Source organism: Rhizobium sp. C4 (genome assembly GCF_021026315.1).
Classification (GTDB): Bacteria; Pseudomonadota; Alphaproteobacteria; order Rhizobiales; family Rhizobiaceae; genus Ensifer_A.
On the sequence record NZ_JAJNCX010000007.1, the window covers coordinates 85515 to 104854 of the forward strand.

Sequence of the window (19340 nt, forward strand, 5' to 3'; positions counted from 1 at the left end):
CCATTTCCGAAACGTGCTTAGAGCATTTCCGGGGAAAACGGAATCATATGGCCAATAGAAAACGCCCCGGAGTTTCCTCCGGGGCGCGTGTGTCTTTCAGACAGGGCCGATCAGAGCTTGCCGGCGCGCTGCTGGATCATCATGAAGGTGTCGAACGTGTATTCGCCGACCTGCGCCCAGAGATAGGCGTCCTTCTTGAATGCCAGCTGGTCGTCATAGACCTTCTTGAAAGCGGGGCTCTTGGCCGAGAAGTCCGCATAGATCTCGACGGCGGCCTTGTAGCAGGCTTCCATGATTTCCTGGCTGAAGGGGCGAAGCTGCGTGCCGGAGCCGACCAGTTCCTTCAGTGCCGTCGGGTTCTTGACGTCGTACTTGGCCATCATGTTGGTGTTGGCGAAGGCGCAGGCGTCCTGCAGGATCGCCTGATAGTTCTTCGGCAGGGCATTGTACTTCGCCAGGTTGAAGAAGGCGTGGACGACCGGACCGCCTTCCCAGAAACCCGGATAGTAGTAGTACTTCGCGACCTTGTTGAAGCCGAGCTTGGCGTCGTCATAGGGGCCGACGAATTCGGCTGCGTCGATCGTGCCCTTTTCCAGCGCCGGATAGATGTCGCCGCCGGCGAGCTGCTGCGGCACGACGCCGACCTTTTCGAGGATCTTGCCGGCGAGACCGGCAATGCGCATCTTGAGGCCCTTGAGGTCGTCCAGCGTGTTGATTTCCTTGCGGAACCAGCCGCCCATCTGAACGCCCGTGTTGCCGGCGGGCAGGCCATAGACGCCCTGCGTGGCATAGAATTCGTTCATCAGCTTGTTGCCGTTGCCTTGATAGAACCAGGCATTGGACATGCGGGCATTGAGGCCGAAGGGCAGGGCGGTGCCGAATGCGAAGGTCGGTTCCTTGCCCCAGAAATAATAGGAGGTCGTGTGCGCGGCTTCGACCGTGCCGGCGGCAACGGCGTCAAGCGCCTGGAGACCGGGCACGATTTCGCCGGCGGCGAAGGTCTGGATGGTGAAGGCGCCGTTGGTGGCGGCGGAGACGTGCTCGGCGATATCCACCGCGCCGCCCCAGATCGTGTCGAGCGACTTCGGGAAGGACGAGGTCAGACGCCACGTGATCTTCGGATTTTCCTGGGCAATGGCGGGTGCGGCGAGCGTGGTGGCCGCGGCAGCAGCCCCGGCGCCGGCAACGCCAGCCTTCTTAATAAATGAACGACGATCCATGTATAACCTCCCGATTGGATTGTTCCGCAGCCCGGTTTCCCCCTCTGTGCCGCAGAGTGCGTGAAGCTAAACATTTTGCTTCTCCGCTGGCAAGCGCGCGCGTCAAAAAATCTTTCTGTAAGTGGCTGCAAGCAAATATCTTTTTGATAAATGTGCCGAACATTTCCGGGTGCATTTGCTCTTCATGTCGCCGCAATTTTGATTGACTTGCGTCAGTTGTGGCGTGATGAATGCAAAACTTGATCAAATTGGAGACCCTTCATGAGCATGCCGATTGTCGCGATTCCTGCCGATATCCGTGAACTTGACGGAACGACCTGGCACGCGGTGCAGACGCAATATGTCAACGCTGCCGTTGTCGGTGGCGGACTGCTGCCGCTGATCGTGCCGGCTCTGGAAGACGGTCACGATATTGATGAAGTGCTCGACCGGGTCGATGGCGTGCTGCTGTCTGGCTCGCGCTCCAACGTTCACCCCTCGCTCTACGGCAAGGAAGCGGAGGAAAAGGACGGACCTTTCGATCCGGCGCGCGACGCGACGACCATGCCGCTGATCCGCCGTGCCATCGAGCGGGGCGTTCCGCTTCTGGCGATCTGTCGCGGCATTCAGGAGCTCAACGTTGCGCTCGGCGGAACGCTGGCCAGCGAGATCCAGGAAATGCCGGGCATTGCCGATCATCGCCGCCGCGATGTGCCGGACCGCGACGTGCAGTATGAAATCCACCAGATGGTGCATGTGAAGGAAGGCAGCTGCCTTGCGGGCGCGCTGGGTGCCGGCCAGTTCAAGGTCAATTCGCTGCATCGCCAGGCGATCTCGGAAGCTGCCCCCAACCTGGCAGTCGAGGCGGTTGCCGAAGACGGCACGATCGAGGCCGTCTCGGTCATCGGCGCGAAGTCGTTTGCCGTGGGCGTCCAGTGGCACCCGGAATACTGGGTGGGCAAGGACGGTCCGTCGAATGCGCTGTTCAAGGCATTTGGGCAAGCCGTGCGCGATCACGCGGCAGGCCGCAAGCTGAACGACTGAAAGCTTTCACCTGTCCTCTCCCTTGCGGGAGAGGAAGGAACGTCAGCGGACGGCCGTCAACGTGAGGGCGGCCGAGGGTGGCTCGACGGCGACATAACCGATGCCGTCGCCGGGGGCGATCATCAGCAGCTGCCTGCCGGACTTGTCGGTCAGCGCCACGCTGCCGTCTGCGTTTTCCGTCCAGTTGCGCGCCTGATCGAGACCCGGCCAGACATCGTCACAGCCCGGCTCGCTCTTCAGCACGAAGGTGCGGGTGGAGGCATGCTTGCCGCGATTGACGACGCAGGCTTTTCCTTCTGCGATGTTGGCGACAGAGTAGCTGGACGGATTTCCGACCGCGGCAGTCTTCAGGGGATCAATGCCCGGCGCCTGTTGCGGCGAGGGCGCGAAGTAACTTGCGGCGGCTCCGGCAATGGCGACGGCCGTGGCGGCGATGATCATCTTCATGCGTTTCTCCTTTAGTCTCGGAGACCATTGCAGCTTTGCGCCAATCCAAGCCGAAGGGAATGAACCGGCACGGGATGCACTGCAATGCTTTCACATGCATCATAAAAGCATGTTGCGCGCCAATTCCTAACAGAAGTCTAACGCGCAAATGAGATATTAACCGGATATTGAGGTCAGACGATGACCGAGATCAAGTTGAACCCGCTCAACCCTTGAACGGGGTCTCCGGAACCGGCGTGATCGGGTGGCCCTTTTCGAACCAGGAGATCAGATTGTCCGCCGTCAGGTCGGCCATGGCGATGCGGGTCGGCACCGATGCGGAGGCGACATGCGGCAGCAGGCAGGCATTCTCCTGCGCGATCAGACGCTGAGGCACATTCGGTTCGTCCTGAAAGACATCAAGGCCTGCGGCTGCGATCACCTTGTTTTCAAGCGCATCGGCCAATGCATCCTCATCCACCGTCCAGCCACGTCCGACATTGATCAGAACGCCGTTCGGGCCAAGGCGGCGGAGAATATCCGCATTGATCGTCTTGTGTGTCTCAGCCGTCTTGGGAACGATGCAGATCAGCGTGTCGACCGCTTCGGCGAGTGCTTCCAGCGTCGGGTAATGACGGTAGGGCACGTCCTTGCGTTCCGTGCGCGTGTGATAGCTTACCGGCAGATTGAAGGCGGCGACGCGACGGGCAATCTCGATGCCGATGCGGCCAAGACCGTAGATGCCGACCGAGCGGCCGCGCAGAGAGAGCGGCGACAGCATGAAGGCGCCGTCGCTCGCCCAGCGTCCGTCGCGTAGCCAGGTTTCGGCGCGCGGCAGCAGGCGCACCGTGTTGATCAGCAGGCCGAGCGTCGTGTCGGCGACTTCCTCGTTCAGGACATCCGGCGTGTTGGTCACGATGATCTTGTTGGCGGCGGCATGGGCCACATTCACGCCGTCATAGCCGACACCGAAATTGGCGACGATCTCGAGATGGGGAAGCGCTGCCATCAGGTCGGCCGGCATGCCGTTGAAGCCGGTCGCGCCGCGCACGTTGGCGGCAATCTCCGGCGTGACAAGCGCCGGGTCCGGCCTGTCGATGCGGACGAGGTCGAAATGCGGCTGAAGTCGCTCGATGACGCGTGGATGGACCTTGCCGGCGGTGAGAATGGAGACTTTCGACATGGGACGTTCTCTGCCTATCGGTTTCAAGCAGTTCCGGACGCCAGACGCTGTCCGCGTTTGCCGGATTGCTCCGGGGGATCAGCTGCGGTGCAGCGGGGCGGTCGATTGCCGGATGCGCATTTCGGGCTTGATCAGATGCATGCCGTCCGGTTCGTGGCTGCCCGAAAGCTTGTCGAGAAGCGCGCGCGCGGCAAGGCGGCCGACTTCCGACTGGCCGTTCCAGACCGTGGTGAGGCCGGGCGTGGCAATGGCTGCCTCTTCCAGGTCGTCATAGCCGGTGACGGAAATGTCGCGGCCGGGCATCAGGCCTGCGCGCGCGATACCGTTCATGAAGCCGATGGCGACAAGGTCGTTCCAGCAGACGGCGGCGGTTGGCTTCTGCGGCAGCGACAGGAAATGCACGGCCGCCTCGAAGCCGCCCTGCTTGGAGCGGGGACCGGCAATGCGCAGCGCCGGATCAACCGGGATGTTCGCCTTCTTCAGCGCGTTGACATAGCCCTGGTAGCGGTCGCGGCCGGTCGAGGTCTGGTCGGTGCCGCCGACCATGGCAATGACGCGATGGCCGAGGCCGATGAGATGGTTGGTGGCGAGCGAAATGCCGTAGCTGTCATCGCCGCGATAGGTCGGCAGGTCGAGGTTCTCGACCGAGCGGGCGACGAGGATCGCCGGCATGCCGTTGTTTTCGGCCAGCTCCAGATCCTCGCGCGGCGTGCCGATGGCGGGCGACATGATGACGCCATCGCCGCCGAGCTGCAGCAGGGTCTCGATGAAGTTGCGCTGCTTGTCGACCGAGTCGTAGTGGTTGGAGAGAATGAAGGTGTGGCTCGAGCGATCGAGCTCGCTTTCGATCGCCTTCAGGATTTCCGCGTAGAACGGGTTCTGGATGTCGTGCACGACGACACCGATAATGCCCGAACGGGATGTTCTGAGGCTCGCGGCGCGGCGGTTGTAAATATAGCCGAGGGCCCGGGATTGTTCCTTGATCTTCTCGCGGGTTGCGGCGGCCACGAGCGGGCTGTCGCGCAATGCGAGTGAAACCGTGGCGGTCGATACGCCGAGAGACTCGGCGATCGTTGAAAGCTTGATCTTTTGCGCCACGTTGCCTCCCCGACGCTTGTCTCGCGGGGTCTTTGCCCCGCTTTCCGCTTACTTAAAAATTTTAAGTAAACTGTTTTAACGGCGCTTGCAACAATTTCGACGGGGCTTCAGCCTTCAACCTTCGGCGGAGAGGGCGGTCTCCAGATTGTCGCTGACCTGCTGCAGCAGCTCCAGAAGCTTGCGCATCTGCTTCTCATCGAGATCGCGGAAGGCGGCGTCCATGACGGTGTGGCTGGAGGTCTCGACATTTGCGAGCTTGGCGCGGCCGTCATCCGTCAGCCAGACGGTGGTCTGGCGGCCGTCGTCGCCGCCCTTGCGGGTCAGCAGGCCCTGCGCTTCCATGCGGGTGATCGTGCGGGTGATGGTCGGCGGTTTCACGCCGAGGCGGCTGGCGATGGCGCCGGCCGTCAGCCCGTCCTCCTCGCCGAGAGCCGTCATGACGCCTTCCTGTCCGCCGTAAAGGCCGACATCGCTCAGCGTTCGCGAGGTCAGCGTGCGGAACTGGCGGGCAACCTGCGCCACTTCGAAGGCAATGTCCGCCGGGCTCGCCGACAGCTTGCCCCGCTTGGCGTCTTTTTTCTTGTCTTTGTTCTTCTTTGCCATTTGCCCCGCTTGCCTCCGTGCCCCGGCACGTTATGACTCCCCCCACAAGGGATACCGGAGGTTTCAGGACGTGTCCACGCCGTCAAAGGGTCGAATGGAAGGAAAAGACAAGCGCCGCATCGCGGTGCTGCCGCTGGGCGCGCATGAGCAGCATGGTCCGCACCTGCCGTTCGAGACGGACGCGATCATCGCCGAGGGCGTTGCACGCCGGGCGGAAGCGCTTCTGCTGGACGATCTCGACGTGATCGTCCTGCCGACGGAAGCGGTTGGCTACTCCATCGAGCATCTGGATGTGGAAGGCACGCGGACGCTCACCTATCACGAGGCGGTCGAGCGCTGGCTCGGAATTGCCCGGTCGCTGAACGACGAGGGCATCCAGCGTCTCGTCCTTCTCAATGCCCATGGTGGCAATTCGCCCTTGCTGACGGTGGTGGCGACCGAAGCGCGAGTGCGGTTCGGCATGCTCTGTGTCGCGTCGAGCTGGACCCGTTTTGGCGCCGAAGCCGGCATCGTGACGCCGGAGGAGAAGGCCATCGGCATTCATGGCGGCGAGATCGAGACGTCGGTGATGCTGGCGCTTGCGCCCCATCTGGTGGACATGGCGAAGGCGCGTGATTTCCCGTCGCGCCAGAGCGACTTCATTCGCGACTTCAGGCACCTGCGCGCCTATGGCCCGCATGCGTTCGGCTGGATGATGCGCGATCTCAACGCGGACGGCGTTGCCGGAAATGCCGGGCTTGCGACTGCGGAAAAGGGACAGGCGATGATCGATCGCGCGGCGCGCGGGTTGATCGAACTGCTGGGCGACGTGGCCCGCTTCGATCTCTCGCTTTTCGGGCCTAGAGCGACGTCCTGAGCAGCGGGTGGCCGGCCAGAAAGTCGACAAAGGCCCTGACCTTGGGACTGCGATTTCCGCCCGGCGGCATGATCGCGTGGATGGGAAAGGGGTCGACCCGGTGAGCATCCTTCAGGATCTCCACGAGGCGGCCGTCCTTCAGCGGCTGCGCGACCGTGAGGCGCGCCAGTCGGCCGATGCCGAGGCCTGACAGCATCATGTCGACAATGACATCGGCGCTGTCGGTGACGAGATTGCCGCCGACCTCCTGCAGGTTCACGCCTTCCGGCGAGGCAAACGGCCAGCGCCTCAGATAGGGAAAGCCGGAAATCACGATGCAATTGTGCTGCACCAGATCGGCCGGGTTTTGCGGCATGCCGTGGCGCGCCAGATAGGCGGGGCTGGCGCAGATGGCGCGCGACGATTCGCCGATCTTGCGGGCGACCAGCGACGGATCTCCGAGCTGGCCCATGCGGATCGCCACATCCCATTGCTCGCCGATCAGGTCGACCTGCCGGTCGGCAATGCCGAGGTCGAGGCGGATCTTCGGGAAACGCGCCAGAAAGTCCGGAATGATCGGCCCGAGAACGTAACGGCCGAAGGCTGTGCCGGTGTTGACGCGCAGCAGCCCGGTGGGTTCAGCAGCGCTCGCCATGACCTCCTGTTCGGCATCCTCGACTGCGGCGAGAATGTCGCGGGCGCGGGCGACATAGGTCGCACCTTCCGAGGTCAGGGACAGGCGGCGGGTGGTCCGGGTGATCAGCCGGATGCCGAGCCGCGCCTCCAGCCGGCCAACGAGTTTGGAGACGGCGGACGGGGTGAGCGCGAGATCGTCCGCGGCCTGCGCGAAGCTTCCCGTCTCCGCGATCCGGCAGATGGCCTGCATTTCCTTGAGCGACGCGTCGGACATAGTTGACTGAAATTCACCTATGTGAGGATTTTTCCGACCATTATCATCCAACGGGAATGAATTAAGATCAAGGTCAATCACACGAAACGGGAGCATACGCCTTCCCGCAAAGGAGATCGACATGGCCGAGATCGACAGCTACCGCGCCGGCAGGTTCGAACTTGTCGGAGAAATCGAGGCGCCCCGGCGGCGCAGCCATCGCGAGGTCGAGGTTCCGTCCGCCATCTGGCCGGGAACGCGATCCGACATGGCGAGCCTTGAGCGCAATGCAGAGGAATGGCGGCGCGAGGAGCGCCGCCAGGCCGTGATCGCCTTCATGCGTCGCCTGTTCAGGCGGTGACGGGACGAAGGCCGGACGTGGAGGCGACAGCCGTCTTGCCCGTCTTTGCCGTCTTGCGGTTGGCATCGCGCTGATCGAGCACATAGGCGGCAATGATCTGGATGAAGATGCCGTTGGCGATCAGCAGCAGGCCGGTTTCCGGCCAGTTGCCGATGACGGCCATGATCGCCTGCGCCAGAACGGCCAGCACCGTCCCGATCAGGAAGATCGCCAGACCTTGGCGGCCGATGACGGCGAGCGGATTATCATGATCCAGGCGCGTGATGCGCGACAGGAACGGCACCGACAGGAAGATGTAGACCAGCGAGAGCATGTGGGCGAGGCGCCAGCCGGTGAGATAGGTCTTGTCGAAGCCGGTCAGCACGAAGGGCAGGCCGAGCGAGAGGCTGGAATGTGCGCCAAGCCCCATCACGGTCCAGAGTGCCGAGAAGAGCACGAAGGTGATCGACGCGGCGAGCAGGCCGGGGCTGCCGCCGATGCGGCCGCCGCGGGCGATGTAGCGCGCGCCGACATAGCCGATGACGAAGAGCAGCTGCCAGGACAGCGGGTTGAAGAACCAGACACCTTCTTCAAGCATCCGCGGCGGGCCGATGCGCCATGTGCCGGCGAGTGCCCAGATGAGGGCGGAAACGGCGATCAGCATGGCCGGGTTGCGACGCTCCAACCAGATCATTGCCGGCGCCATTGCCATCAGCGCCATGTACATGGGCAGGATGTTGTTATAGCCGAGCTGGTGGCCGAGGGTTGCCAGCGCCACGAGGCCCTTCATCGGGGCTTCCATGACCGGGCCGATCGCGACCTGCGTCATCAGATCCGGGCGGATAAACAGCCAGGCTGCGCCGACAAAAATGCCGAGCGTCAGCAGCGTGCCGGTCATGTGGGCGGCAAAGAGGGTGACGACGCGACGCCACGCCTTGACGGTGAGCGACGCGAGATTGGTCAGGTCATACTTGCGGCCATAGGCCAGCGCGACCGCGATGCCGGAGATCAGCACGAAGAGTTCGGAGGCATCGGAGAAGCCGAAATTCTTCATCGTCCAGTGCTCGAGTGGCTGGCCGGGGACGTGGTCGATGAAGATCATCAGGAGCGCGAGTGCGCGCAGAACGTCCAGCCGCGTGTCGCGGCGGCGTACGGGAGCTGTCGTCGGAGCAGCTTTTGCGGGCGAAGCGTGTGTCGCGGACATGGGTTGTCTCCTTTCGCCCGACAACGCACGGACGATTCGCTTGTTCCATCATCTTCATCCGACAGGGAAGCAGAAGTGCGTTCCAGCCGTGGCTGCATTGTGAAAAAAACATGACGGGAAAATCGAAGCAGCTTTCGTGCCAGCTTTTAATTTTTCACCATTGTTGCGGTCGCCGGGGAGGGCGTCCTATATAGGCTGAAATTCGAAGCCCTTTCCCCAAAGGTGGACCATGACGCAAGCGCAAGCGACCAAACCCATTCCCGTCACCGTGCTGACCGGCTATCTCGGCTCAGGCAAGACGACGCTGCTCAACCGGATCCTCACTGAAAATCATGGCAAGAAATATGCCGTCATCGTCAACGAGTTCGGTGAAATCGGCATCGACAACGACCTGATCGTCGAGTCGGACGAAGAAATCTACGAGATGAACAATGGCTGCGTCTGCTGCACCGTGCGCGGCGATCTGATCCGCGTCGTGGAAGGCCTGATGCGCCGCCCCGGCCGCTTTGACGGCATCATCGTCGAGACGACGGGCCTTGCCGATCCGGTGCCGGTTGCGCAGACCTTCTTCATGGACGACGACGTGCGCGCCAAGACCGAGCTGGACGCCGTCGTTGCGCTGGTCGACGCCAAGCACCTGCCGCTGCGCCTGAAAGATAGCCGCGAAGCGGAAGACCAGATTGCATTTGCCGATATTGTCATCATCAACAAGACCGACCTCGTCTCGCATGACGAGCTGCATCAGGTTGAGGACGTCGTGCGCGCCATCAACCCGGCAGCCCGCGTGATGTTTGCCAAGCGCTCGGAAGTCGATATCGCCAAGATCCTCGATCAGGGCGCGTTCAACCTCGAAAAGGCGATGGAAAACGATCCGCATTTCCTCGACGAATACGAGGATCACGTCTGCGGCCCGGATTGCGATCACGACCACCACCATCATCATGACCACGATCACCACCATCACGACCATGATCATCACCATCATGACCATGGCCACGATCACGGGCATCATCACGGCGCGCCCTCGGCCATCCATGACGTGACGGTGAAGTCGATCTCGCTGCGCGCCGGCGAGATGAACCCGGACAAGTTCTTCCCCTGGATCCAGAAGGTGACCCAGGTGGACGGCCCGAAGATCCTCCGCCTCAAGGGCATCATTGCCTTTGCCGGCGACGAGGAACGCTATGTCGTGCAGGGCGTCCACATGATCATCGAAGGCGATCACCAGCGCCCGTGGAAGGTGCACGAGAAGCGCGAAACGCGCCTCGTCTTCATCGGCCGCGATCTCGACCAGGAAAAGCTGGAACGCACCTTCAAGGCCTGCGAAGCGCAGACGGTTGCCGCCTGATTGCGGAACCGGCGTTTAGCAGGTTGATGGGGATCGTGCCTCGTGCACAATGGCCCCGGAATCGATTTCTCCATTCCGGGGACCGGCATGACTGAAGCACCGGCACGCAAGGCCTATCAGCTCGACTTCGTCGAATGCGAACTGGCAGGGAATTTCTATTTCCTGCCAGCCTATTCGATCGACCGGCCGGCGGTGAAGTGTTTCCTCGACGGGACGGTTTATGAGCCGGAAACCCATGCGCTGGTGCGCCACGTCTTCAGCCGCATCCGCGGGTCCATGATCCATGCGGGCACGTTCTTCGGAGACATGATCCCGAGCTTTGCGGCGGTGGCGGATACGCTCTGGTGCTTCGAGCCGGTGCTCGAAAACTACGTGCTGGCGCGCCTTTCCATCGAGCGCAATGGTCTTGACAACGTCAACCTGTTCAACGCGGCGCTGTCCGACACGGTCGGGCATGTCCGCATCAACACGGTGTCGCAGGGCGGCATCCATCGCGGCGGTTCGTCCTTCGTGGCCGAGACCGGCGTGACCTGCCCGGCGATGCGGCTCGACCAGTTCGACTATACCGATCTGCGGATACTCCAGCTTGACGTGGAAGATCATGAACTGCCGGCGCTGCAGGGGGCGGTCGAGACGATTGCCCGGCACAAGCCGCTGATCATGGTGGAGGACCGGGCGGAAACCTGTTCGGCGTTTCTGAGCAGCATGGGATATGTCAATGTCGGCGCGCTGCCGAACCTCAATATCTGGCTTGATCCGACAAATACCGTCGTGGAACTCGCGCTGAGGGCGTGATGCGTCCTTCAAGACCTCGATGCGGCTTTTCTCGCGGCCCGAAATTGGCTAGAGCCAAGCCTGACCTATCAGACGCCGAGCCTCTCCCGGGCCGGCACAATCGACAGAGACATGTTCATGCCCACAGTTGCTCCGCTTGATCTCGAAGGCCATATCGTCGGCGCGCATTTCATCGGTGATGTTCCCTTCTTCTCGGCCGCGTCCGGCGAGGTTCACCGCCTCGACATGGGCCACAAGACGGTGGCCGCGCATGAAGGCCTGCTGGCCTCCATCAAGGACGAGGCCAGCAACACGCTGGTGACCTCGGGCGAGGACGGCAAGGTCAATCGCATTCATGCCGATGGCCGGGTGGAATTGCTCGCCGAGGAACCGCGCAAGTGGATTTCCGTCATTGCCGCCGGCCCGCAAGGGGCGGTTGCCTATGGTCTCGGCAAGGAGGCGAAGGTGCGGCTTGCCGATGGAACGGTGAAGAGCTTTACCGAACAGCGCACGGTCGAGGCGCTTGCCTTCGCGCCGAAGGGTCTGCGCATCGCCGCTGCACGCTACAATGGCGTGACGCTGCATTGGGTGCTGACGGCGGGTTCGCCGATCGATCTCGACTGGAAGGGCGCGCACAACGCCGTGACCTTCTCGCCCGACGGCCGTTTCGTCGTCACCGCCATGCAGGAAAATGCGCTGCATGGCTGGAAGATCGACGTGAAGCCCGGCGAAGAGGCACGTCATATGCGCATGACCGGCTATCCGGCCAAGGTGAAGTCGCTGTCCTGGTCGGTCAAGGGCAAGTGGCTGGCATCCTCCGGGGCGCCGGCTGCGATCGTCTGGCCGTTTTCGGCCAAGGATGGCCCGATGGGCAAGCCGCCGATGGAACTCGGCACGCGCGGCAACATCATGGCGACCGCCGTCGCCTGCCATCCGGCGGAAGAGGTGGTGGCCATCGGCTTCATCGACGGCATGATCCTTCTGGTGCGCTTTGCCGACGAGAAGGAAGTGGTGCTGCGCCGCCCCGGCAAGGGGGCGATCACCGCCATGGCCTGGTCGAAATCCGGCAAGATGCTCGCCTTCGCCTCGGAAGCCGGCGACTGCGGCGTGGTCGACATCGCGGGGTGACACCATGCCGATGCCGCAGGACTATTTCCAGGCGTCGCGCGACTTCGAGGCCTTCATGGCGTCCCTCAAGCGGATCTCGCTGCTGCAGACGACGCATCAGTGCTACACCATGGTCGAGGCGGTGTTTCATGCGCTGCGCAGCCATATGAGCGCGCGCGAGGCGCTGGCGTTTGCCGATCTTCTTCCGCCCGTTCTCAGGGCAATTTTCGTGTCGGACTGGGACATTGACGTACCGGTCCTGCCGATGACCGACCGCGCCGGGCTGCAGCGCGAAATCCTGGCGCTTCGGCACAATCACAATCTTTCGACGCCTTCGGCGCTGGAAGATGTGGGGGCGGCGCTGCGGGAAAACATGGAACCGGAGAAGTTCGCCCGCCTGCTCGACATCATGCCCGCCGAGCTTGCCGGCTTCTGGCGCTGAACCCGGCTACCCGCGTGTTTAAACACCGTGTTCCGCCGGGAACAGCGGCCTGATCGTGTCGCATCTATACCTGTCTCCATCAGATGCAAGCCAGCCGGAGGCAAAAGCCTCCTGACGATCAGCCAAGGCTCGGGATGAGCCATACCGGGAGACACGACCATGACCAAGTTTCGCACTCTTTTCGCACAATCCGCTCTTGCCGCCGTTCTCGCCATCAGCGTAGCCAACGTCGCGCATGCCGACATCTCCAGCATGTCCGCCTCGATCGGAGGCCATTCGGGCAACGGGCCGAGCGCTGGCAACAACGGTGGCAACGGCAACAATAGCACTGACAGCGTCGGCACCAGTGCCCCAAGCAGCGGCGAAGGCCCTGACGCCTTCACCTACGACACCAAGCTTCCTAACAAGCCGAGGCTGCCGCGCCTGCCCAGGCCAAGGCCCTGCCACGGTGCAAGCTGCAAGGTCCAGACTGCGTCCGCCGACGGCAAGGTCTGCTTCTACACGGGCGCAAACTTCACCGGCGCACATTTCTGCGCCTCGATCGGCACCAGCGCGCCGCGCCTGCCGGCCACCTGGAACGACCGCATTTCCTCCGTCGAGGTGATCGGACCGGCCAGCGTCAAGATCTGCTCGGACCGCGCCTATTCCGGCGAGTGCCTGGCACTCAGCGGCAGCCGCGGCATGCTGATCTCGCTCGACAAGGCGATCTCGTCCTACACGGTCACCCGGTGATCGCAGGAAGGCGGCAACCCCTCTGGAGCTGCCGCCTTCCGTCTCACCATTCCAGTTCCATATGCGGCCGGCCGTTGGAGGTTTTCTCCACGGTCCGGCCGTCTTCGCCGATCATGCAGGTGACGCGCTTGCGGAACGCCGAGAAGCTGTCGAAGGTGACGACATCCACCGGCTCCTCGAAATCGAAGGTGATGCGATAGCGCCCCGGCGCATGCGTCAGCGCCTGCACCGAGAGGATTTCCGCCTTGAAGGGCTGGCCGAGATAGTGGCCGGTAACCCTGGAGCCGAGCATCCACGGATTGAGCGGCGGGCGGTTGCCGGCTTTCGCGGCCATCGTGTTCCAGTCGCGGAAGCCGTATTGGGCTGCGACCAGTTCCAGCGCTTTCGAGTGGGTGATGTCCTGGCTCTCGTCCTTGAGGCGACTGCGCAGGCGCTTGGCCTGATCCTTCAAGGTTTCGAGCGAGGGGATGGGCATCGATTGTGACATGGTTGAAGTCCTTGCCGCATTCGCAGTGCCGTGATCGGGACCCGCATTGCCGATGGCGCGAATGCTTCAAAGCTTCGGTCATCAATCGGAGTTTCGATGCAAGTCCTGACGAACTGCACCGGGAACTTCACCAAGGCAAATGCCAGCGGGCGGCAGGCGTTCCCAAGCCTTCCGACGAGCTTATGCCTGAAAGTGGCGCAGAGTTCAAGTAATCGCCGGAACGGCCGTCAGGACGGCCACGTAATGGATCGCCGCGGCGGCCAGCACATGGGTGTGCCAGATGGCGCGGGAATAGGGCAGGCGGTCGAAATGATAGAAGAGCGTGCCTGCCGTGTAGGTCACGCCGCCGACGAGCAGCAGGATCAGCACGAGCGGGTTGAGGTTTTCGATCAACGGCCACAGCGCGACGATGCCGAGCCAGCCCATGCCGAGATAAAGGAAGAAGCCGGCGCGCGGCCAGCGATGGAAGAAGGCAAGCTTCATGACGATGCCGACGATGGCCAGCGTCCAGGAGGCAATCGCCAGTCCCCAGCCCAGCCAGCCGCCAAGCCCGATGATGCCGATCGGCGTATAGGTGCCGGCGATCATCAGATAGATGGCCGCATGGTCGAATCGGCGCAGCACGGCGCGCACCTTGCTGTGGATGGTCAGATTATAGGCTGCGGAAAAGGAGAAGGTGGCGATCAGCCCGATGCCGTAGAAGGTCAGCGGCCAGATCCAGCTCGCCGGCAGCTTCAGGCTGGCCCAGACGATCAGCGCCGAGGTCGCGGCGATGGCGGCGGCAACGCCGATCACATGCACGACACCATCGGCAAAATGTTCCCAGGGCGTATGTGGCAGCTCGAATCGGGTCATGGGACAGCGTGGTCTCGTCGGGGTGGTTCTTGGTCCGGCAATAATATCGGGCGGCACCGCGCAAGGCAATCGCAAGTGCTGCGACATTCCCGCCCGCCGCTTCCGAAGAAGCGGCCGGGCAATCACATATGATTGTGAGGGAAGGATGGTGGGCGTGACAGGGATCGAACCTGTGACCCCTACGATGTCAACGTAGTGCTCTCCCGCTGAGCTACACGCCCATCCGATGTCGGCGCATAGATCATAAAATGCTTTGCGCCGTCAATAGGGTTTTTGAAGCTTTTTTCTCAATCGGTGGAAAAGCTTCGGTGGCCGCCTGATCAGGCGGCCAACATCTTGTTGACCTCGTCGACGAGGTCGCGAAGGTGGAAGGGCTTGGAGAGAACCTTGGCGTCCTTGGGGGCGCGGGAGTCCGGGTTGAGCGCCACGGCGGCGAAGCCGGTGATGAACATGACCTTCAGATCCGGGTCGAGTTCGGTCGCGCGGCGGGCGAGCTCGATGCCGTCCATTTCCGGCATCACGATGTCGGTCAGAAGCAGCGAGAAGGGCTCTTCGCGCAGACGGTCATAGGCACTCGCGCCATTGTCATAGGACATGACGTTGTAGCCGGCGCGTTCCAGCGCCTTGACCAGGAAACGGCGCATGTCGTTGTCGTCTTCTGCGAGGAGGATCTTCTGGGTCATTTTCTCTGACATCTGGTGTTTTCTCGTTCTGGCATATGAACAGGAGTTGTATGCTGGAGCGGGTAAATTTCCCGTGAACAGCAGCGGCCAAGCCTCTGTATAACGGTTCGTGAGCCGTTTTGGCTCCCGCGAATGGTTTTGACTTCGCAGCCGCCTGCTGGCAACATGTTTGACACTGCAAATCACCACAACAACAAAACATGGTAAAGGGGAATGATGCGCGGCCCAGGCGATGAACAGATCGATTTCGAGGTCTTCGAGCCTGTCGCTCATACCATTCCATTCGTGTTCAATTCCCCGCATAGCGGTCGCTGCTACAGCCGCGAATTCATGGCGCAGTCGCGCCTCGATCCGCTGACGATCCGCCGGTCGGAAGACGTCTATGTGGAGGAATTGTTCGGCGCCGCCGTCTCGCTCGGCGCGCCGATGCTGATTGCCCATTTCCCGCGCGCCTATCTCGATGTGAACCGCGAGCCCTACGAGCTCGATCCGCGCATGTTCATCGGCGAGCTGCCGTCGCATGTGAACCGCAATTCCGTGCGGGTCGCCGGCGGGCTCGGGACCATTCCGCGAATCGTCGCCGAGAACACGGAAATCTACCGCATGCGGCTGACGGCGGAGGAGGGGCTGGACCGGATCGAAGCCGTCTACAAGCCCTATCATGCCTGCCTGCGCCGGCTGATTGCCCGCACCCATGTGTGCTTCGGCCAGGCCATCCTCATCGACTGCCACTCCATGCCCGGCAATATTCGCATTCCCGGATCGCCGGAAAAGCCGGAGATCGTCATCGGCGACCGTTATGGCACAAGTGCCTCGTCGCGGCTGACGCGCGCGGCAAGCGACATCCTCACCGATCTCGGCTTCGCCACCGTGCGCAACAAGCCCTATGCCGGCGGCTTCATCACCGAACATTACGGCCGCCCGGCCCGCAACCTCCATGCCATCCAGATCGAGGTCAATCGTTCGCTTTATGTCGACGAGACGACGCTGGAGCGGAAGCCGGAATTCCTGCTGATCGCCGGGCTGCTGCGCGAATTCATGCTGCGGCTCGCCGATTACGTCGTCGAGACATCGGGCGACATGGCGTTTGCGGCGGAATAAGTCAGTCTCCCCCTTGTGGGGGAGAAAGCAAAATCAGGGTCTTAGGCGAAGCCTAAGTCGTAGATTTTGCCAGAGAGGGGGTTTCGCGGCGTGGTCGAAACTCCCCCCATCACCTGGAAAATCTAGCACTTAGCTTGCAGCTAAGATGCTGATTTTCTTGTCCTCTCCCACAAGGGAAGGACAAGCAGCAAACCTCTCCGCCGTCATCCTCGGGCCTGTCCCGAGGATCTACTGACGAGACCGAGCAATTGACGGTGCGGCGTGCATGCTGCGTAGCAGATCCTCTGGACAAGCCAGAGGATGACGGCAGTGGGGGCTGTGCCAAGGGTGCCTCAAGACATCACGGCGGAAAAATTTCATCCCACATTTTCCCCGTTATCTCATCTCCGCTTATTCTGTAGCTCTTCCGCCACCGGATGGACCAGCGACGACTGGCTCAGGCGGGAGGAGAGCCTGATGATGTTCTCCGTAACGTGCGGCGGATGTCATCAGGGGACGCGGGCGGCGTCGGGGCAAAAATCCCGACGAAACGTTTCCCCCGATGGGCCGCGAATGGCTCGGCGGCTTGGCTGCGCCAAAGAACCCGTCTGCCTCCGCAGACGGCTTAGCGAGGCGGCCCGCGTTTGAGGATCAGGGTCGGATGAGGCCCTGCCTTGCAGATCTCGACGGGTCGCGCTGGCGCTCCGCCGTTATTTTACTACTCAATCAGGGCGGCGCGTCAGCGTGGCTCTCCGGAAGCTGATGTCCAGAGAAAGGGACGGAGGCGGTTAGACCGGAGGATAACTCGGGGAAGGTATTTGTCCGAGGGTTTTGCTGCGCCAGCGTTCTCCGCTCGCCATGAGGGCAGGGCGCCAGTGGCCAAAAAAAACCGCGCCATTGGCGCGGTCAAATCTAGGGAGGAAACACCCAAGGAGGGTATTACAGCCGCGAGCGACTGTAAGATGAACATATTATTGCAGCGCACACATGTCAACGGATTTGGCACAGGATTTAAGCAGATTTTTTTCTTGCTCATTTTTTACCCATTCGTGCTTGCTGCGGCATCAAATGTGAAAGAATGGCCTTTCCTCTGCCGGCGATTTCCGGTTTAAGCAGGGAGGTTTCTGCATAAAACAAGAGCGCGCGGCGCGCGCATACGAGGGCCCCATGTTGCCAGACAGAGCGTTTTTCGATCGCCTCGCCGAGGTTGCTGCGCGCGAGACGCTGCCGCGCTTCCGCGCCGGTGCTGCGGTGGTCAACAAGGAAGCGGGCGGTTTCGATCCGGTGACGGAAGGCGACCGGGCGGCAGAAGAAGCGATCCGTGCCGAAATCGAGCGCGCCTTTCCCGATCATGGCATCCTTGGCGAAGAGCATGGCAATGTCGGGCTCGACCGCGAGAATGTCTGGGTGATCGACCCGATCGACGGCACGCGCGCCTTCATTTCCGGCCTGCCGGTCTGGGGGACGCTGATCGGGCTCTACAGCAATGGCCGGGCGAATATGGGACTGGTCGACCAGCCCTTCACCGGCGAGCGCTATTTCTCCGACGGCAAGGCCTCCTACTATACCGGCCCCGGCGGGGCGCGCGAGATCAGGACGCGCGATTGCGGCGACATCACCAAGGCGACGCTGTTTTCCACCTCGCCGCATCTCTTCACCGGTGAGGACGAGCGGAAATATCGTGCGGTCGAAAAGACCGTGCAACTCTTCCGCTATGGCTGCGATTGCTATGCCTATATGCTGGTCGCCAGCGGCAATATCGATCTCGTGGTCGAGAACCAGCTGAAGCCCTATGATGTCGGCGGCATCATTCCGATCATCGAGAATGCCGGCGGGGTCATCACGACATGGGATGGCGGGCGGCCGGAAATGGGCGGACGCATCGTTGCTGCCGCCACGCCGGCACTGCACAGGCAGGCGCTGGAACTGCTGGCGGGCTGATCAGCCCGCCGCCTTCTCCGCCGCGTCTTCCTTTTCCCCGTCTTCCTCGATCAGGCGAACGGGTTCGGCAAAGCCGCCGGGGATGAAGGCGAGCAGCGCCGCCATGGCCTGCGCGCGATATTTCTCCGCCTCCTGAAAGACCTCGTGTTCCGCGCCGTTGATTGGGATCAGCTTGCCGGCGCGGAAGTAGCGCGACATGCGCTCGATCTCCGGATAGGAGGCGACGCGATCGGCCGTGGGGCCAAGGACCAGTGTCGGCACAGTGATCGACTGCAGATAGGTCGGCGAGACGACCTTGCGGCCTGCCTTCAGGCATTCATGCAGCCAGCGCCAGGTCGGCGGGCCGAGCGTCAGTTCGGGATGCGCGTCAAGGATTGCCTGGTTGCGGGCAAAACGCTTGGGGTCCGACGTCACGGCATTGTCGGCGAAGTTCGAATAGTCCCTGTCCTTGCGCGAGGCGCGGCCGCCGAGGCCGATGAGGCACATGAGGCGGGCGACGAAGCGGACCATGCGGGGCGACGGCCGCAGGGAGGCGAGACCGAGGAAGGGAGCGGAGACGACGATCCGTTCGACACGGTTGGCGATGCGTCGAGCACTTGCCAGCGCAATCAGCCCGCCGGTCGAGTGACCGACGAGGAAGAAGGGGAGCTTGGCGTCCGGCAGGACGATCTGCTCGAAGAACGAGTCGAGATCCTTCTGGTAGTCGACGAAGCGGCGGACATGGCCGAGCCGCTTGTTTTTCAGGAGGCGCGGCGATCCGCCCTGGCCGCGCAGGTCGAAGGTGGCGACCCAGAGCCCGGTGGCCGTTATGTCGGCAATCGTTTCGGCATATTTCTCGATCGTCTCGCTGCGGCCCTGCAGGAGGACGACGGTTCCCTTGGGCGGCGATGCCTTGCCCTTGAAAACGGCATAGCGCAGGTCGAGCCCGTCATGCGTCTTGAAGGTCCCGGCCATATGGACAGGCGGCAGCGGATTGTCTGGGGTGGAATGCAGGGTCTCGGTCATCGCGCTCTCGATTTGGCTAAACTTCTCATCACCTCTTGAAGCGCAAAAATCAATTCCCATCTCTT

The 19340-nt window shown here is 62.2% G+C and carries 21 protein-coding genes and 1 tRNA gene; 10 read left to right on the forward strand and 12 right to left on the reverse strand.

Going from position 1 to position 19340, the window contains the following annotated elements:
- Positions 1–110 precede the first annotated feature (110 nt).
- Entirely contained in the window at positions 111–1220 is a 1110-nt protein-coding gene (locus tag LQK84_RS13795) for a TRAP transporter substrate-binding protein (RefSeq protein WP_230829310.1), read from the reverse strand.
- A gap of 261 nt (positions 1221–1481) precedes the next feature.
- On the opposite strand from LQK84_RS13795, the gene LQK84_RS13800 reads away from it, so the two are divergent.
- Positions 1482–2243: a gamma-glutamyl-gamma-aminobutyrate hydrolase family protein gene (locus LQK84_RS13800; RefSeq protein WP_230829311.1), complete on the forward strand. Its 762-nt coding sequence runs from the start codon at positions 1482–1484 to the stop codon at positions 2241–2243.
- A gap of 42 nt (positions 2244–2285) precedes the next feature.
- Here the strand turns inward: LQK84_RS13800 and LQK84_RS13805 are convergent, their stop codons facing one another.
- The 4 genes from LQK84_RS13805 to LQK84_RS13820 all read right to left on the reverse strand — a co-directional run bounded on the left by LQK84_RS13805 (position 2286) and on the right by LQK84_RS13820 (position 5553).
- A complete protein-coding gene (locus tag LQK84_RS13805) occupies positions 2286–2690 on the reverse strand; it encodes a hypothetical protein (protein WP_230829312.1) in 405 nt (134 codons plus the stop codon).
- A gap of 205 nt (positions 2691–2895) precedes the next feature.
- Positions 2896–3852: a 2-hydroxyacid dehydrogenase gene (locus tag LQK84_RS13810; protein ID WP_230829313.1), complete on the reverse strand. Its 957-nt coding sequence runs from the start codon at positions 3850–3852 to the stop codon at positions 2896–2898.
- Positions 3853–3930: 78 nt separating this feature from the next.
- Positions 3931–4950, reverse strand: coding sequence for a LacI family DNA-binding transcriptional regulator (locus LQK84_RS13815; protein ID WP_230829314.1), 1020 nt, complete (start codon positions 4948–4950; stop codon positions 3931–3933).
- Positions 4951–5064: 114 nt separating this feature from the next.
- The gene (locus LQK84_RS13820) at positions 5065–5553 is read right to left on the reverse strand and encodes a MarR family winged helix-turn-helix transcriptional regulator (protein WP_230829315.1); all 489 of its coding nucleotides are present in this window, start codon (positions 5551–5553) and stop codon (positions 5065–5067) included.
- Positions 5554–5647: 94 nt separating this feature from the next.
- On the opposite strand from LQK84_RS13820, the gene LQK84_RS13825 reads away from it, so the two are divergent.
- Positions 5648–6409 (forward strand): creatininase family protein, encoded by a 762-nt coding sequence (locus LQK84_RS13825; protein WP_230829316.1) that lies wholly within the window; start codon positions 5648–5650, stop codon positions 6407–6409.
- On the opposite strand, the gene LQK84_RS13830 is transcribed toward LQK84_RS13825, so the two are convergent.
- On the reverse strand, positions 6393–7298 hold the full coding sequence (locus tag LQK84_RS13830; RefSeq protein WP_230829317.1) for a LysR family transcriptional regulator: 906 nt from the start codon (positions 7296–7298) through the stop codon (positions 6393–6395). The two genes, LQK84_RS13825 and LQK84_RS13830, sit on opposite strands and share 17 nt — an antisense overlap.
- Positions 7299–7419: 121 nt before the next feature.
- Between LQK84_RS13830 and LQK84_RS13835 the strand changes: the two genes are divergently transcribed.
- A complete protein-coding gene (locus LQK84_RS13835) occupies positions 7420–7638 on the forward strand; it encodes a hypothetical protein (RefSeq protein ID WP_230829318.1) in 219 nt (72 codons plus the stop codon).
- Here LQK84_RS13835 and LQK84_RS13840 read toward each other — a convergent pair.
- The gene (locus LQK84_RS13840) at positions 7628–8821 is read right to left on the reverse strand and encodes an OpgC family protein (protein ID WP_230829319.1); all 1194 of its coding nucleotides are present in this window, start codon (positions 8819–8821) and stop codon (positions 7628–7630) included. The genes LQK84_RS13835 and LQK84_RS13840 overlap by 11 nt on opposite strands.
- A gap of 229 nt (positions 8822–9050) precedes the next feature.
- On the opposite strand from LQK84_RS13840, the gene LQK84_RS13845 reads away from it, so the two are divergent.
- From LQK84_RS13845 to LQK84_RS13865, 5 genes are all read left to right on the forward strand, one after another.
- A complete protein-coding gene (locus LQK84_RS13845) occupies positions 9051–10169 on the forward strand; it encodes a CobW family GTP-binding protein (protein ID WP_230829320.1) in 1119 nt (372 codons plus the stop codon).
- A gap of 87 nt (positions 10170–10256) precedes the next feature.
- Positions 10257–10964: an FkbM family methyltransferase gene (locus tag LQK84_RS13850; RefSeq protein ID WP_230829321.1), complete on the forward strand. Its 708-nt coding sequence runs from the start codon at positions 10257–10259 to the stop codon at positions 10962–10964.
- A gap of 117 nt (positions 10965–11081) precedes the next feature.
- Complete coding sequence (locus LQK84_RS13855) at positions 11082–12071, forward strand: WD40 repeat domain-containing protein (protein ID WP_230829322.1); 990 nt, start codon at positions 11082–11084, stop codon at positions 12069–12071.
- Positions 12072–12075: 4 nt separating this feature from the next.
- Positions 12076–12492: a DUF2267 domain-containing protein gene (locus tag LQK84_RS13860; protein ID WP_230829323.1), complete on the forward strand. Its 417-nt coding sequence runs from the start codon at positions 12076–12078 to the stop codon at positions 12490–12492.
- Positions 12493–12651: 159 nt separating this feature from the next.
- Complete coding sequence (locus tag LQK84_RS13865; protein ID WP_230829324.1) at positions 12652–13224, forward strand: peptidase inhibitor family I36 protein; 573 nt, start codon at positions 12652–12654, stop codon at positions 13222–13224.
- 43 nt (positions 13225–13267) lie between these two features.
- Here the strand turns inward: LQK84_RS13865 and LQK84_RS13870 are convergent, their stop codons facing one another.
- The 4 genes from LQK84_RS13870 to cpdR1 form a co-directional block, all read right to left on the reverse strand.
- Positions 13268–13711, reverse strand: a complete 444-nt coding sequence (locus LQK84_RS13870) for a glyoxalase superfamily protein (protein WP_230829325.1) — start codon at positions 13709–13711, stop codon at positions 13268–13270.
- A gap of 204 nt (positions 13712–13915) precedes the next feature.
- Positions 13916–14566 (reverse strand): PAQR family membrane homeostasis protein TrhA, encoded by a 651-nt coding sequence (gene trhA, locus LQK84_RS13875; protein WP_230829326.1) that lies wholly within the window; start codon positions 14564–14566, stop codon positions 13916–13918.
- A 146-nt stretch (positions 14567–14712) separates the two neighbouring features.
- A tRNA-Val gene (locus LQK84_RS13880) sits at positions 14713–14787 on the reverse strand.
- Between the two features lie 99 nt (positions 14788–14886).
- Positions 14887–15249 (reverse strand): response regulator CpdR1, encoded by a 363-nt coding sequence (gene cpdR1 / locus LQK84_RS13885; RefSeq protein WP_109858444.1) that lies wholly within the window; start codon positions 15247–15249, stop codon positions 14887–14889.
- A gap of 216 nt (positions 15250–15465) precedes the next feature.
- Here cpdR1 and LQK84_RS13890 point away from each other — a divergent pair, with 216 nt between their 5' ends.
- Positions 15466–16350, forward strand: coding sequence for an N-formylglutamate amidohydrolase (locus tag LQK84_RS13890; protein WP_230829476.1), 885 nt, complete (start codon positions 15466–15468; stop codon positions 16348–16350).
- A gap of 1146 nt (positions 16351–17496) precedes the next feature.
- The gene (gene hisN, locus LQK84_RS13895; protein WP_230829327.1) at positions 17497–18270 is read left to right on the forward strand and encodes a histidinol-phosphatase; all 774 of its coding nucleotides are present in this window, start codon (positions 17497–17499) and stop codon (positions 18268–18270) included.
- On the opposite strand, the gene LQK84_RS13900 is transcribed toward hisN, so the two are convergent.
- Positions 18271–19275, reverse strand: coding sequence for an alpha/beta fold hydrolase (locus tag LQK84_RS13900; RefSeq protein ID WP_230829328.1), 1005 nt, complete (start codon positions 19273–19275; stop codon positions 18271–18273). It abuts the gene before it with no gap.
- Positions 19276–19340: the final 65 nt, after the last annotated feature.